The 14,780-nt window shown below is 67.3% G+C and carries 12 protein-coding genes; 8 read left to right on the top strand and 4 right to left on the bottom strand.

Translation table 11 applies throughout. The features are described 5' to 3' along the window. The first annotated feature begins 41 nt into the window (after positions 1-41). Positions 42-860, top strand: a complete 819-nt coding sequence (locus ACVTJA_RS35875; protein WP_465826550.1) for a sensor histidine kinase — start codon at positions 42-44, stop codon at positions 858-860. 128 nt (positions 861-988) lie between these two features. Further along, on the top strand, positions 989-2,818 hold the full coding sequence (locus tag ACVTJA_RS35870; protein ID WP_465826547.1) for a DUF6119 family protein: 1,830 nt from the start codon (positions 989-991) through the stop codon (positions 2,816-2,818). A gap of 54 nt (positions 2,819-2,872) precedes the next feature. On the opposite strand, the gene ACVTJA_RS35865 is transcribed toward ACVTJA_RS35870, so the two are convergent. Beyond that, the gene (locus tag ACVTJA_RS35865; RefSeq protein WP_465826543.1) at positions 2,873-4,312 is read right to left on the bottom strand and encodes a serine/threonine protein kinase; all 1,440 of its coding nucleotides are present in this window, start codon (positions 4,310-4,312) and stop codon (positions 2,873-2,875) included. 273 nt (positions 4,313-4,585) lie between these two features. Between ACVTJA_RS35865 and ACVTJA_RS35860 the strand changes: the two genes are divergently transcribed. Beyond that, a complete protein-coding gene (locus ACVTJA_RS35860; protein WP_465826539.1) occupies positions 4,586-5,995 on the top strand; it encodes a hypothetical protein in 1,410 nt (469 codons plus the stop codon). Here ACVTJA_RS35860 and ACVTJA_RS35855 read toward each other — a convergent pair. Further along, a complete protein-coding gene (locus ACVTJA_RS35855; RefSeq protein WP_465826535.1) occupies positions 5,977-6,864 on the bottom strand; it encodes an SDR family oxidoreductase in 888 nt (295 codons plus the stop codon). The genes ACVTJA_RS35860 and ACVTJA_RS35855 overlap by 19 nt on opposite strands. Positions 6,865-6,990: 126 nt before the next feature. Here ACVTJA_RS35855 and ACVTJA_RS35850 point away from each other — a divergent pair, with 126 nt between their 5' ends. Beyond that, positions 6,991-7,572, top strand: coding sequence for a TetR/AcrR family transcriptional regulator (locus tag ACVTJA_RS35850; protein ID WP_465826533.1), 582 nt, complete (start codon positions 6,991-6,993; stop codon positions 7,570-7,572). 128 nt (positions 7,573-7,700) lie between these two features. Here ACVTJA_RS35850 and ACVTJA_RS35845 read toward each other — a convergent pair whose 3' ends face one another. Continuing rightward, a complete protein-coding gene (locus ACVTJA_RS35845; RefSeq protein WP_465826531.1) occupies positions 7,701-8,582 on the bottom strand; it encodes an energy transducer TonB in 882 nt (293 codons plus the stop codon). Positions 8,583-8,795: 213 nt separating this feature from the next. Here ACVTJA_RS35845 and ACVTJA_RS35840 point away from each other — a divergent pair, with 213 nt between their 5' ends. The 3 genes from ACVTJA_RS35840 (at position 8,796) to ACVTJA_RS35830 (ending at position 11,389) form a co-directional block, all read left to right on the top strand. Beyond that, positions 8,796-9,482 carry an Ig-like domain-containing protein gene (locus ACVTJA_RS35840; protein WP_465826528.1) on the top strand — a complete coding sequence of 229 codons (687 nt, stop codon included), beginning with the start codon at positions 8,796-8,798 and terminating at the stop codon, positions 9,480-9,482. A 374-nt stretch (positions 9,483-9,856) separates the two neighbouring features. Beyond that, entirely contained in the window at positions 9,857-10,855 is a 999-nt protein-coding gene (locus tag ACVTJA_RS35835; protein ID WP_465826526.1) for an AraC family transcriptional regulator, read from the top strand. A 342-nt stretch (positions 10,856-11,197) separates the two neighbouring features. Then, positions 11,198-11,389, top strand: a complete 192-nt coding sequence (locus tag ACVTJA_RS35830) for an FG-GAP repeat domain-containing protein (RefSeq protein WP_465826523.1) — start codon at positions 11,198-11,200, stop codon at positions 11,387-11,389. A 153-nt stretch (positions 11,390-11,542) separates the two neighbouring features. Here ACVTJA_RS35830 and ACVTJA_RS35825 read toward each other — a convergent pair whose 3' ends face one another. Continuing rightward, entirely contained in the window at positions 11,543-12,016 is a 474-nt protein-coding gene (locus ACVTJA_RS35825) for a hypothetical protein (protein WP_465826521.1), read from the bottom strand. Positions 12,017-12,375: 359 nt separating this feature from the next. Here ACVTJA_RS35825 and ACVTJA_RS35820 point away from each other — a divergent pair, with 359 nt between their 5' ends. Further along, a complete protein-coding gene (locus tag ACVTJA_RS35820) occupies positions 12,376-14,769 on the top strand; it encodes a PAS domain S-box protein (protein ID WP_465826519.1) in 2,394 nt (797 codons plus the stop codon). Positions 14,770-14,780: the final 11 nt, after the last annotated feature.

The raw sequence follows: 14,780 nt of genomic DNA, 5'->3' as shown, positions 1-14,780 counted from the left end.
CCCACGGCGCCTGCCCACTCCACCCACGGCCCAGAATCCCCATGAACGTTCTCTCCGCCGCGCTCCGGAACCCCGCTCCGAACTCCTGCCTGCCGGACCAGAGCGCGCCCGAGGCACTCCGGGCGGCGGGCGCGACGGTGGGCGGCCTCCGCCAGCAGCTCCACCGGCTGCACCTCGAGCTCCAGGGAATCAAACGCGAGGCCGAGCGAAGCCCGGAAGGGCACATGCCGAGCCCGCACGTGGTGCGCGCCGTGGAAGGCGCCGAGCAGCAGGTGCGCAAGCTGGCCGTGCTGGTGAACGAGCTGCTGGATGTCGCCTGGCTGACGGAGGGCCGGTTGTCACTCGCGCCGGAGAAGGTGGAGGTCTCGCGGTTGCTCGGCGAGGTCGCGGGCCGCTTCGAGCAGGAGGCCGCGAGGATGAAGTGCCCGCTCCTCTTGGACGTGCCCGCGGGCGTGGTGGGCTCGTGGGACCGGCAGCGGCTGGAGCAGATCGTCACGAATCTGCTGACCAATGCGCTGAAGTACGGCGCGGGCCACCCCGTTTCATTGACGGCAAGGGCGGTGGGGAACCAGGCGTGGCTGCTCGTGCGGGACGAGGGCATCGGCATCGCCCCGGAGAACCTGGGCCGCATCTTCGGCAAGTTCGAGCGCGCGATGCCGGAGCGGCACTACGGCGGCCTGGGCCTGGGGCTCTACATCGCCCAGCAGCTCGCGCACGCCATGGGCGGGGAGATTCGCGTGGAGAGCCGCATGGGTCAGGGCTCCGTCTTCACCGTGGTGCTCCCGCTGTCGGCCTGCCCGTGGCAGCAGGACGCGACCGGAGCCGAGGACTTCAGCGCGCCCGCGCTCCGGGCTTCCTGAGCCCGGAAGCACGAAGGCCGGCAGTCTGGTCGAGGACGTCGAGGGATTCGACGGGTTGACGAACGCGTGGGCTCGCTGAATCGACGGTAGCGTGAGCAGGAGCCGGGCAGGAACTCCCTGGCTCCGCCGTGGCCTACCTCCGCGGTGGTATTTCAGACGTGACACCCGGAATGAAAGTCTGCCCGCCGTTGGCGCCCTTTCATTCTTCTGCCACCGGGCTCAGCGCCGACACTCGCCGGTGTCATGCGCTCGCCATGAAACTCAATATCAGCCTGTTCAAGAGAGACATCCAGGACTTCAAGGACTGCACCCGCCATCCCACGGGGCGCGGCAACCACAAATCCATCACGCCCAAGAACAAGAGAAAGCCCCCCTTCGAGTACGACATCCTGCTGGCGAAGGGCCGGCCCAACGAACCCAAGTGGCTGCCCTTCATCAAGCCCCACGTGGACCCTGACGAGGTCAGCAACCTCAGGAACACCGTCAACTCCGCCGTCATCCTGCTCAAGCTCAAGATGCCGGACGGCTACAGGATTTTCGCTGTCTGCACCGGGCACGGTCACCACCTTCTCAACAAGGACGTCATCGAGCCCCAGTTCGGGCTGCTCACCACGCTCAACGGCATTCATCCGGAGCGGCTGAAGCTGGTCGACTCCAAGAAGATTGGAGTCCAAACGCTCCAGAAGCGCGAGGCCTCGAATCTGGAGACGAAGCTCGCCGATTTCGACTTCGAGTTCGACGCGGAGATTCTCCACGTCGTCTCGGGAGCCTGTGCGGACGAAAACCTGGGGACGAGGATGAGTGGCTCGGACAGCCTGCACCTCACCAGCAAGGTGGACTTTGAAGCGCTGCCGGAGACGTGCCGGAAGATCTACGAAGCCTTCCGATCCGACAAGTACAAGCAACACTTCAGCTTCATCGACCATGTCAAGCTCGAGAAGAGCGCTGCGAGGACGGCGAAGCTGACGGCAAGGCTCGTCGAGGCAATCAACCAGCGCGTCTCTGGCGCCAAGCTCTCCGTGGCCTATCCGGACCAGATTGAATACGCGGCCTGTGATTACTTCCGCATCAGCGGCTTTGGGGAGTCGAGAGAGGTCAACGAAGTGACGCTCCAGGTCATCTACGAATACATGGGCAAGAAAGTCATCACGCCCGAGGACCTCAAGAGCATCAAGATCGCCGGCTTCACGGACCATGGAATCCAAACAGATGTCGAGCCGCTGTTTGCCTATCTCACCTTCGAGACGAAGCTCGACGACACGACGTTCGTCCTCTGCAACCGCAAGTGGTACCACATCAACGACGACTACCTGGCCCGCGTTCATCAGGACCTGAAGGCGCAGATCGTCGAGTGCAAGAGTCCTGTTCTCCAGTCTTGGCGGCAGACGCACAACACGAAGAACCAACTCAGCTACCACGAAGGACAGTACAACGAGCAGTACACGAACGACCCGAACTTCCTCTTGCTGGACAAGAATCTGTATAGCTTCGGGCCAGGATACGGGGCCAGCCGTGTGGAGGTCGCGGACCTCTTCCACCGGGCGTCTCGAAAGCTGTTTTGCGTCAAGCGGCTCACTGCATCAGCCACGCTCAGCCACCTGTTCTCGCAGGCTACGGTTTCCGCGGAGCTCTTCCGGCAGTTCCCCAAATACAAGAAGGCCTTCCAGCAGCAGGTGCTTGAACGCTGGCCAGGCAAGGGGATGACGGATTCCGACATCGACGAGCTGACGTTCGTCTATGCGGTGGGCACCGAGCGGCAGGAGGAGCTGTTGGATGCGCTGCCGGTCTTCAGCAAGATCATGCTCCTGAAGCACATCCGCATGCTCAATCGTTCCAAGTTCCGGGTCGAACTGCTCAGGGTCGACATGAAGCCGGGGCTGCTGGAGCCCGAGGCGCGAGTCGCGGCTGCGCCCCAGCGCAAGCGGACGCGCCCCGGCAGCTCGGAAGCTTCACCGTGATACCGGGCCGCTTTGCCATCAAGAGTCCGCTCTTCCGCGCTCTGGAGCAGATGGTTATGGACCGCCGTCTCGATCCGCGGCGCCAGATGTGGCAGGGCGCGGCCGAGCCATGGCGGGGGTGTAGCACGCGCCCCTGTATTCAAAGCCATCCTCACCATCGCAGTCCTTCAGGTCCACGGGCAGCTTCGTCCAGCAACCACCGTTGATCGCGACCTGCACCTTGCCGGGACAGCGACCGTTGCCGTCCGGGCGCCGCTGTCCTGGGAGGGGCTTCGGTGGCACGTCCACCGAGATGGGTGACCACCCGGAGGGGGCTCGCTCGGGCGCCACCCGCGCCGTCAGCGCGGAGTCCCCCAGGGCCACGGTGCCGCCATCCCTCGACTCTTCCTGCTCCGCGAGTTGAGGCGTCGCGGGCTCCTCGGAGCGACTGGCGCTCAACAGCCCCCCGGCGCTCAGCGCCAGCGCACCTCCGAGGCCTGCTGCGGCGACCCAGGGCCACCTGCGCGGGCGAGGAGGAGGTTGCACCTTGACGCGCTGGGGAAGGGGAAAGAGGCCCGCGGGCCTCGGCTCGTCGCCCGTGAAGAGAGGCACATCCGCCTCACGTCCCGCGCTGCGTGCCGCCTGCTCCAGCGCTTCGGCCACCTCCCACGCGCTTCCTCGCGCCTCGGGCTGGAGTGAGAGCATCCGAGACACCAGCGCGCTCAATTCCGGAGTGCAGCGGCGGTTGCAGACTCGCGCCGTCCAGTGCTCCAGCTCCTCGGGCTTCCAAAGCCAGACCTCCTCACCCCTCGGGTGCGGCGAGGGTGGGTACTTCTCGGTGACGAGCCGGTAGGCCGTGACGCCCAGGGCGAAGAGGTCATCCGCGGGCCCCGGGGGATATGGGACGTCAGGGGGCTTTTTCGAGCGGAGGACGAAGCTCCACGCCTCGGGAGCGCGGTAGGACGGGGTGCCGGGAGGAAAGTGCTGCGAGGTCAGCGTGGAGGCACCCAGGTAGTGGCCGGAGCCGAAGTCCATGAGGAAGGGCTGGCCGTCTTCGCGCCCGACGAGCACGTTTTCGCCCTTCACATCGCGGTGGACGCCTCCTGCTGAATGCGTGGCGTCCAGGGCTCGGGCGAGCCGGGCCAGAAGCTGAAGCACCTGCCGTGAAGACGGGCGCTGGGCCTGGGCCCACTCATAGAGTGGCACTCCGTCGACCCACTCCATGACGAGCCATGCGTAGGAGACGCCCTCACGGGGCTGCCAGAGGCCCTGGTCGAGCAGGCGGGGGACGGCGGGGTGGCGGATGCGGAAGAGCAGCTCGGCCTCACGCGCGAAGCGCGCATCCTTTCGGTGCATGGCCAGCTTGAGGGCGACGGCGTCCGAGGCCTGCGACTCGGCATGCACGGCGCGGTAGACGACGCCGTAGGAACCCCGGCCGCGCTGCTCCAGCAGACGCCACGGGCCGATTCGCGTCCCGGGGGGAAGGCTTGCCGGATTGAGGACTTCAGGCTCCATGAGCTACCTCGTGAGGCAGTGCGCACCGCGCTCTGGGAGACTACTCGCGAGGTAGTCGGACTCCAACGTCATCCGGCAGGTGGACAACAGCCCTCCACACCGGACTGACTGAAGCGTCCGGAGCGCCACAGGTGAAAGCGCATGCTTCACCGCCACCGCGGGTAGTGCCCCTCTCATATGCAAGCCGGAGCGGCCATGTGCGTCACTTGAGATTGGAGCCCGTTTCCACGGCGGGCTCTGTACATCCCTCATTGAACCGCGATGACCCACCCCATGGAACTTGACCGAAGCGCCTTCCTCTCCCAGGCCCAAGCCACGCTTGCCGCAATCGAGGGCGCGGTCCTCGAAGCGCTCTCCTATCACGGCGAACCCGACGTCTCGTCGGTGGCCCCGGCGTTCAAGGACGGCGAGTCGCGCTCCCCCACGGAAATCGCGGAGGCGCTATGCCCCGGGCCTCTCACCGACATCGGCCTGGCGGCCGTGGTGATGCGCGCGCTTCTCTCTCCCGGAGATGAAGTGCTCGATTCGTCAGTGTCCGACACGACCGTCGTCACGGGTAACGCGCGGGTCTCCGGCTCGCTGGAGGTCAGCTGTCCCCTCATCGTCCTGGGCAATCTCGAGGTCGACGGGGTCCTCGAAAACACAGAGGAGTCGACGGTCGTCGTCGTCGGCAACTGCACCGCACGTGGACTGCGGACCGAGGGAAACCTCCTGGTCCTCGGCGACCTCGCGGTGCGCGACGTGATTCACGGCGTCTACAACGACGGCAGCCTCGTGGTCGCTGGGAACCTCACGACGCGCTGGCTCGACGAGGACAACCACGATGTCGCGTGCTTCGGCGAAATGCGCACGGAGCATCACTTCAAGATTGGCTGCTCCGGGGAAGAGCGGGCGTCCCGGGCCTCCGTCTTTCTCGCTCCCGGGCTCTACGATGTCGACCTCGGCGAGGTCGAGCACCCGCAGATTTTCAAGCGGCTCGCTCGGAATGAGCCCGTGTTCACCGAGACGCCGCAACCGCGACAGCATCGCGAGCCGAGCGAGCCCACGGACGAGGAGCTCGAGGGCATCGACGTCGAGAGCATCCTCGCGCGTGCGCCAGCGCAGGCGGTCCGAGCGCACGTCGCCTATGCGCAGCGGAAGACCGGCGAGGTGTGGCTGGTGCGTCTCGGTTACTTCCACTTCATCTACGACGGGGAGAAATTCCTCGGGCAGGCCCCCATGCCGGCCCTCGAGGCCACGAAGGCCTCGGAGCGCGTCACCTTCTGGCGCAAGCGGGGCGACCTGTTCCTGGAGATTGAACGCTTTGATGCCCTCGTGCAGGTGCACGCGGGCACCAACAATGGAACCAAGACGACGCTGCGCTTCGGCTTCGACAGTCCCGAGGCCGCCGCGCGTGAGGTGCAACGCCTCGCGGCCCGTTATGAGGGGGACTTCCTCCGCGTGACGACCACGATTCCAGGCCGCGGCCCCCTCGAGCGAGAGCTCGCCAGATATGGCGGCAAGCCCGAATACACCTCGGCCATCATCCGGGGCACGACGCTCGTGACACGAGAAGGTGGCATGCAGCGCTTCGACGACGAGGCCTCCGCGCAACAGGCCCTCGAGGAGTGGCTCGCCGAGAGGAGGAAGGCCGGGTTCGAACTGAAGACCCTCGAGTGGAAGCCCTACGGCCTGCTGAAGTAGTGGTCGCTGTCGAGATCGGCGATGAGCCCGGGCTCGACGGGCGTCCAGCCAAGCTGCTCTCGCGTGTGCGCTCCCGACGCGGACGCATCGAGCGCGAAGAGTCGCGCCAGGAAGCCGAGGTATTCGCCTGCCTCGTCCGGTGATTTCGAGACGACCGGAAGGCCCAGTCTCCGGCCGATGACCTGGGCGATGTCCCGCGTGGGCACGCCCTCGTCCGCGACGGCATGGAACCGCGAGCCCGCGGAGCCGCGCTCGAGCGCGAGCCGGAAGAGGCGGGCCGCGTCGAGCCGGTGCACGGCGGGCCAACGATTCGCTCCGTCCCCGACGTAGGCGGCGACGCCCTTCTCGCGCGCGAAGCCGATGAGGCTCGGCACGAAGCCATGGTCACCCCTGCCGTGCACCGACGGCGGGAGCCGCACGATGGACGTGCGCACGCCACGCGCGGCCAGCGCGAGCATCACCTCTTCCGAAAGGCCGCGCGGCGAGCGAGAGGGCGGGTCGGTCTCCACGGCGGTGCGCCCCTGCACGAGCCCCAACAGCCCCGAGGCGATGACCAGGGGCCGATGCGAGCCTTCGAGCGTCGCGCCCAGGGTCTCGATGGCGCGCGTGTCGGTGCGTGTCGCGGCCTCGTACTGCGAGAAGTCGTGGATGAACGCCAGGTGGATGACCCCGTCCGCCTTCGCCGCGCCGGCCCGCAGGCTGTCGAGGTCGTCCAGCGCCCCCCGATGCACCTCGGCCCCCGCGGCCTCCAGGGCCCGGGCCGAGGCGTCCGAGCGGGCAAGCCCTACCACCTGATGCCCCGCCCCCAGGAGCTCAGGGACCACCGCCGAACCAATGAAGCCGGATGCACCCGTGACGAATACGCGCATGGAAACCTCCTCATGTCAGAAGCTGACATCAGTCCTAACATGTGATGTCAGTGACTGCAATCAGGTAGGCTGGCGCCCATGGGCCGCTGGGAACCCAATGCACGAGGACGGCTCGAAGAAGCCGCGATGGCTCTGTTCCAGGAGCGTGGCTACGACCGGACGACGGTGGAGGAGATCGCCGCGCGCGCGGGGCTCACCGAGCGGACGTTCTTCCGCTACTTCGCCGACAAGCGAGAGGTCCTGTTCTGGGGGGCGGAGAACCTGCGGAAGCTCATGGTGTCCGCCATCGCGGACGCGCCCGAGCCGTCCGCGCCGCTCGACGTGGTCGCCGCCGCGCTCGACGCCGCGGCCTCCATGCTCCAGGAGCGCCGGGAGCATGCCCGGGAGCGCCAGGCGCTCATCGCCGCCCACGCGGAGCTGCGGGAGCGCGAGCTCATCAAGCTCGCCACCCTCGCGTCGTCCCTCGCGGAGACCCTGCGGGGACGCGGCGTCACCGAGCCCGCGGCGAGCCTGACCGCCGAAGCGGGCATCGCGATCTTCAAGGTCGCATTCATGCGCTGGGTCGAAGACCCCGAGGCGCAGGACCTCTCGCGACACATCCGCATCGCGCTCGATGAGCTCAGGACCCTCACCTCGGGCACGGACGCCGCCGCCCCGGCGGCGCGCGCCCGGAAGTCCTCACCCCGGACGAAGGCCCCCAGACCCTGACGGGCGGCGCACCGGCCTCCAGGGCTGCCGCAACGTGTGTTGCGCGGTGGTCGGCCACGTCACGGTTCGAGGTCCGCGAGTGGAGCAACACGTGGCGGCGGAGGCTTCACGTCATGCCGACCCCGCGGCTACTGGGGGAGCATGTTCCGGGGGAGCATGAAGTTGGTGGTGAACGAATAGTCCACGTCGATGGGTTCGCCGTGGACCGTGACGGGCTTGAAGCGAGTGCTGTAGAGGAACCTCAACAGCGCCTCCTCCATGTGCGGGAGCGACTTCAGGACGCGGCAGCTCTTCACCGAGCCCTCACGGGTCAGGACGCACTTGGTGAACATCTCGCCCTGGACGCGCGCGGCCAGGGCCTCCTCGGTGTAACCCGGCGTGCCGCTGCACAGCCGATAAGGGCCTGTCATCTCCTCCCGCGCGAACTGCCGGATGGCAGGGAGCGTCTTCGGCACGTCCGGTCCGAAGAAGGGATCGCCGAAGCCGCGTGCCCGCTCCGGGAGCTCGAAGTCCGCGCGCCAGTCGTCCGCCGACGTCCGCGAGAAAACCCACCGGTACGTCTTCGTCACCGGTGCTGACGACGGCTCCATCCAGTGCCGCAGGATGGCCCGCCGCGAGTCCAGGGACTCGGACTCGCTCAGGGCCGTGATGGGAAAGGCCGGGTCCTCCCAGCGGGGCCGGGTCTGCGAGAGGGTGACGGCCGCCGTGCAGGAGCGGACCTCAATCGACTCCACCTCGCAGCGGATCTGGTTCGCCACCTCGGCGAAGACGGCGGGCTGGTCCAGCGGCGTGCGCGTCACCACGTTGGGGAAGTCCCGGACGTGGAAGAGGTCCGCCTCGCGAATCAACGTTTGGGGGCGAGTACCTTCCGGCAGGCGCGACAGCGCCGGGGCGTCGACCTGATGGTGCCGGCAGAGGAACTCCGCGCGCTCCTTCAGTGCTGCTTCGTCCCCGGGCCGCCGGTTTTCATCCGGCCCCAGGCGGTTCGCGGTGAGGGGCGGTGCCGCCACGGGCTCCCGTGCCGGCGACACAACGATCTGGGGGGCGCTGGGCACGCAGGCGGTGAGCGAGAGGAGACAGAGGAGTGCTGTGCGCATGGGGAAGGGGAGTCGCATGGATGGTTTGAGAAGGAGGAGGCCGGCCCCACCCGCGAGGTTTCGGGATAGCGTATCGCAGTAACGGATAACGGCCAGCGTCCAACGCTCCCTCCCAAGGACGGCGTCATGCTCCCTCGGTCGCAGAGGCATCTCGCATCGCTCGTGTTTCTCGGTGTCTGCCTCACGGGACTCACCGCGCGGGCGGGGAACCGGCCTCCCACCGTGGCCGCGACAATCGACGGACCGGACACACTGCTGGCGGGCACCACCGGCACCTTCTCCATCGCCGCGAGCGACCCGGACGGCGACACACTCACCTATGCGTGGGCGCAGCATGCGCCCGCGGCGAAGGGCACGTGGGTGGGCTCGCGCACCGGCGGCAGCGTCCAGTGGTATTCGCCGGCCATCGGGATGCAGACCTCCTTCACCCTGAAGGTCAGCGTCACGGATGGGCGGAGTGCTCCCGTGGTCCGCAGTGTGGCTGTTCGCGTGACGGTGCCGCGCTACGACGCCGACATCCAGCCCGTGTGGCGCGACGCGGGCTGTACGCGCTGCCACCCCAGGAGCGGCGGCCTCAACCTGACGACCCGCAGTTACAGCAGCCTGGTGGGCGCCCGCGCGAATGTGGCCGAGTGCAACACCCTCACGCGGGTGAGCGCGGGCAAGCCCGGCGACTCGGTGCTGGTCCGCAAGCTGGAAGGCACGGCGTGCAGCAACCGGATGCCGCGCAACAACCCGACGTACTTCGACCAGCACCCGGGCCTCCTCGTGCGGGTGCGCTCCTGGGTCCTCGCGGGCGCGCTCGACGACTGAGCGCTCAGCTTCAGTGGGGCGGCCCGGGTGGGGGAGCGGCTCGCCTCTCGACCTCGATTGACAGCGATTGTTGCGCGCCTGAGACCCACCGCTACTCAGTAATTCCACTTAGTCATATTTTACTGGGAGACGTCAGGATCGAAACGTATTGTGAACGCGCTCTCTTGAGCGTGAAGAAATACATTTATCGAGCCTGGTCCAGTCACTCAAAAGTTCGTAGTGGTTTCCGCAAGGCCGGCGGGGTGGGTGAGTCATGGCCGGCGGCGATGAGCGGTGGATGAGGGCGGTCCTGGATGAATATGCTGAGACCACCTGCATCGGAGCCGCCGAACAAACGAGCGGCTTCGTCTCCGGGGCGCAGACGCACGACGGACGTGTGGCTGGTCCCTGAGCGCCGCTTCTACCGCATGGCGGATCTGGAGGAGGCGCGCGCCGTATTCAGTGGCCTCTACTCTGAGTCGGAGCTGGAGCCTTCACGGGGACTTGCCTTCTCGTGCGAGCTGAAGGTCATCACCTGCGGGGCGATGCGTATCGTCCACGGGACCTGGCCTACCGGCGGCCGGTGCACGATTCCTCAGATCCTCGAGCGCTACATCATCTCGAGCGCATTGCGCGGCAAGGCCCACGGGCGCCACGCGAACGAGCCCTACGAGCTGGAGCCCGAGCGGCGTGGCGCGGTGTTCTCGCCGGAGCGTCTCGTCACGCTGGAGTGCCCTCCGGGCTACCAGGGGCGCTCCGTGGCAATCGAGCGCACCACACTCGAGTCCCATTTCGCGGCGCTCACGAGCCGCGAGCTCCGCGGGCCGCTCGTCTTCGACGTCGCGTTGGAGCTCACGTCAGCCGCCGGGGTCGGTCCGATCCTGAAGTTGTTCGCGGAGCTCCTGGAGCTGCCTTCCATCTCGTCGTTCCTCGTGGCCTCGCTGCGGGACGCGCTCCTGACAGCGCTCCTCACGGGCACGCGCCACAGCGCATCGGGTCTCCTCATGGCTCCCCCGCACCGCGTGGCGCCTGCTTCCGTACGTCGCGCGGAGGAGTTCATCGAGGCGCACGCAGGTGAGCCCATCTCCCTGGCCGATATCGTGGCTGCCGCCGGGGTGCCGGAGCGCTCGCTTCGCGCTGCATTCATCGCGGCTCGGGGGATGCCGCCGGGTGCGTTCCTCCGCCGCCGTCGCTTCGAGATTGCGCGACAAACGCTGCTCGCGGGCGCGCCGGGGACGACCGTCGCCGACGTCGTGGCGTCGCTCGGCTTCGTGTCTGGAGGGCGATTCAGCGTCGAGTACAAGAAGCTCTTCAAAGAGAGCCCCTCGGAGACCCTCGCGGCCTCGCGCGGGCCCGCGGGGCCGACGACGAAGCGCTCCCCCAGAGCGCGTTGAGCCCACCGCTCCATTTGTTTCATTTATAAATCATTTGTCGCCGCCGGAGCGCGTCCGACCCACGTCGGATGTGATGGGTTTGCGCCAACACATGCGCGAAATTCGCTATGCAAGAAATGCAGCCATTGTGCCGAATCGACAGGAATCCGACCGCAGCCATGAATTGGCAATGGATAGCCTGCCGACTGGCGCTGCAGATTGTTTCACGGCGAGTGAGCAAAGAACTGACTCGCTGATCAGCGTAGCGGCGTGCTCCAGCGACCACTCGTAGCACGACGGCGACTATGTGGGCATTGACGATCCCGTCTGCCAGGGCGGCGGCTGCCTGCCTGCGGGTGCCCCGTGGGATCCGACGATTCCGTGCTGCTCGGCAACGGCGACGGTACGTTCCAGTCGGCAGTGACAAACTCGCTGGGCAGGTTCGTGCAGGTTGCCGCGGTGGCGGACCTCAACGGCGACGGCAAGCGCGACATCGTCACCGCGAACTTCACCGGCAATAGCGCCAGCGTCCTCCTCAACGCGTCATACCATTAGCGCATCCCGGGCAGGGCGGCTGTCACCGCCGCCCTGCCTCCTCCCTTCAGAAGGGAGCCCCGGTGCTGGTCCGCAAGCTGAAGGGCGCGGCGTGCAGCCACCCGATGCCGCGCAACAACCCTCCGTACTTCGACCCGCACCCGGGCCACCTCCTCACTCGCCGGCGAGGCTGAGGGCGATCTCCTTGACCTTCTGCTGGTCCTCCGCGCTGAGGGTGAGGACCGCCTCGTCGAGCGCGTCCACCGCCTCCTCGAAGGCCTGCTCGTCCTTCTCCATCGCCGCCGAGGCGTTGAAGATGGCGCCCTGAATCACCCGGGCCGTGGGCGTGCCCCCCAGCTCGCCCCCAACCCGCTCGGACATGGCGATGGCCTTGTCCCAGCGCAGGATCTCCTTCATCTGCTGCTTGGTGATGCCAATCACACTGTCGCCCCTGCACCGCGCGTTCCCCGAGAACCAGTTGCAGGAACAGCTGCAGCTGTTTCCCTCGGCGCTGCTCGCCTTGCAGCTCGAGCCGTTGTTGCAACTGACGCTACAGCTGCACGCCGCCTCCGCGGACGTGGGCGCCAGGGCACCGAGGAACAGGGCAATGGAGGGGATGACGGCAAGAGCCAGGTTTCGACCGTTCAAGACACACTCTCTGAGATGGTAGGGAACTGCCATGCGCCGCTTCAGGCGATGGCGGCCCGCCGCCATTGCGATGCTCATGCCATGGGAGACGCTCCTCTCATGGGTCCGCGGAGCGTCAGGTCCTGTGACACGCGCCGCTACAACGCGGGCCTGCTCCGTGACGTGAGGGGCTACAGAAAGGGGCCGCTGGACGCGCGCGGCGCGGGAATAAACGCCAGCGTCCTGTCCACAACCGGATGTTCGCGAGCTTCGCCGCACCCTACGGAGGGGGGCGGGGCCCTCGCCCCACTCGCCGGTGACGCGTATCCTGTGGACAAAGCGGGGTGGAGGTGTCTGTGCAGAGCGAGAGCCCCAGTGCCGTGCCCTTGGAAGGCGAGCTGCTCCGAAAGCTCGTCGACAAGCTCCCCGCGATGCTGGCCTACTGGGATTCCACGCTGCGTTGCCGGTTCGCCAACCAGGCCTACAAACGGTGGTTTGGTGTTTCACCCGAGACGCTGATCGGCAAGCACATCAGCGAGCTGTTGGGGCCGCTGTACAAGCTCAATCTGCCGTACATCGAAGGCGCGTTGCGCGGCGAGCCGCAGGAGTTCGAGCGTGACATCCCCAACCCGGCCGGGGGGCCCTCGCGCCACAGTCTGGCAAACTATATTCCAGACGTCGTCGAGGGTGCCGTCCGCGGCTTCTTCGTCCTGGTCACCGACATCTCGGCGATCAAGGAGGCACAGCGGGCGCTTCGGGAGTCCGAGGAACGGTTCAGTCTCACCATCGACGAGGCGCCCATCGGGATGGCCCTGGTCGCGCTCGACGGCCGCTTTACCCGCGTCAATCGCGTGCTCTGCGAAATCGTCGGCTACACGCAGGACGAGCTGAGGGGACTGTCCTTCCAGGCAATCACTCATCCCGAGGACCTGAATTCAGACCTCACGCTCCTGGGACAGCTCACTCGCGGCGAGATTCCGCGCTACCAGCTCGGGAAGCGATACATCCGCAAGGACGGGACGGCCGTCGACGTCATGCTCAGTTGCTCCGTCCTCCGGGGCCGGGACGGCGCGCCCCTCCACTATGTCGCGCAGATTGAAGACATCACCGAGCGGAAGCGGCTGGAGGACCGGCTGCGGATGGCCGAGGCGAAGTCCTCCGGAATCCTCTCCATCTCCGCGGACGCAATCATCACCATCGACGAGGACCAGCGCATCACCCTGTTCAACGAGGGGGCCGAGCGTATCTTCGGTTACTCCCAGGCGGAGGCGCTCGGGGCACCCCTCGACATCCTGATTCCCGAGCGACTGCGAGCCCTCCACCGTCAGCACGTGGCCAGGTTCGCGGCGGGGAGGACCGTCGCTCGCATGATGGGCGAGCGCGGCTCGATGATTTTCGGCCTGCGCAAGAATGGAGAGGAGTTCCCCGCGGACGCGGCGATTTCGAAGCTGGACGTCGGTGGGAAGACGATTCTCACGGTGGCGCTTCGCGACATCACGGACCAGAAGCAGACCGAGAGCGAGCAGCGGTTCCTGGCCGAAGTCGGGCTGGTGCTGACCACCACGCTCGACGCCAGGGAGACGCTGTCGCGAATCGTCGCGCTCGCGGTGCGGGACGTAGCGGACCTCTGCATCGTGGACGTCGTCGAGGACGACCAGGAGGTCCGGCGGCTCGAGGTTGCATGCCGGGAGCCGTCCAGGGCCTGGCTGTGCGAGGTGCTCACGCGGATTCCGCTCGACCGGAGCCGCCCGCACCTGATGCGGCCGGTCCTGGAGACGAAACAACCCTTCCTCCTGCAACGCCCGTCGGCGGAGGAGGTCGCATCGCTTGCGCAAAGCGAGGAGCACGCGCGGGCCCTTCGTGCCGCGGAGATCCACTCCATGGTGGCGGTGCCGCTCCTGTTACATGAGAGGCTCCTGGGGGCACTCGCCTTCGTGTCCTCGACGGCATCCCGGGTGTACGGCCCCTCCGATGTCCGGCTCGCGGAAGAGCTCGCCCGGCGGGTGGCGCTGTCCCTGGAGAACGCGCGGCTCTATCGCGAAGCCCGTCGGGCCACGCAGGCACGGGACGATGTCCTGGGAATCGTGGCGCATGACCTCCGCAACCCGCTCAACAGCATCCTCCTGCAAGCGAGCCTTCTCCGGGGCCGTGAAGCGGAGCCGGAGCGGAGCGCCCGGAAGCCCGCCGAGGTGATTGAGCGCGCCGCGACCCGGATGAATCGCCTCATCCAGGACCTCCTCGACGTGACGCGCATGGAGGCGGGCCGGCTGTCCGTAGAACCGGCGCGCGTCTCCGCACACCAGGTCGTCTCGGATGCCGTCGAGGCCCAGAAGCCGCTCGCCACGTCTGCCTCCATCGAGCTCAGGCTCGAGGCCGCGCCGGACCTCCCCGAGCTCTGGGCCGACCGGGACCGGCTCCTCCAGGTCTTCGAGAACCTGATTGGCAACGCGTTCAAGTTCACGAAGCCCGGCGGCCGCATCACCGTCGGGGCGGCACCGGAAGAGGGCGAGGTGCTCTTCCGGGTGACCGATACGGGCAGTGGGATTGCCGAGGAGGACCTGCCGCACCTGTTCGAGCGCTTCTGGCAGTCCCGGAAGGCGGAGCGGCGCGGCGCCGGCCTGGGCCTCCCCATCGTCAAGGGCGTCATCGAGGCCCACCGCGGCCGCATCTGGGTCGAGAGCCTGCCGGCCCGGGGGAGCACCTTCTTCTTCACGATTCCGACGGCGCAGCGGGCGGAGGAATGGCGGGCAGGGCCAGCACCTCACGGCCCGTGAGCCGCGCCTCC

Source organism: Pyxidicoccus sp. M6 (assembly GCF_055568925.1).
This window is presented reverse-complemented; position numbering and strand designations above follow the sequence as displayed.

What these genes read in the sequence shown, in the direction of transcription:
- ACVTJA_RS35840 (WP_465826528.1), top strand. Translation starts at nt 8,796, where the DNA reads ATGCTCCCTCGGTCGCAGAGGCATCTCGCATCGCTCGTGTTTCTCGGT.
- ACVTJA_RS35855 (WP_465826535.1), bottom strand. Translation starts at nt 6,864, where the DNA reads ATGCGCGTATTCGTCACGGGTGCATCCGGCTTCATTGGTTCGGCGGTG.
- ACVTJA_RS35860 (WP_465826539.1), top strand. Translation starts at nt 4,586, where the DNA reads ATGGAACTTGACCGAAGCGCCTTCCTCTCCCAGGCCCAAGCCACGCTT.
- ACVTJA_RS35850 (WP_465826533.1), top strand. Translation starts at nt 6,991, where the DNA reads ATGGCTCTGTTCCAGGAGCGTGGCTACGACCGGACGACGGTGGAGGAG.
- ACVTJA_RS35865 (WP_465826543.1), bottom strand. Translation starts at nt 4,312, where the DNA reads ATGGAGCCTGAAGTCCTCAATCCGGCAAGCCTTCCCCCCGGGACGCGA.
- ACVTJA_RS35875 (WP_465826550.1), top strand. Translation starts at nt 42, where the DNA reads ATGAACGTTCTCTCCGCCGCGCTCCGGAACCCCGCTCCGAACTCCTGC.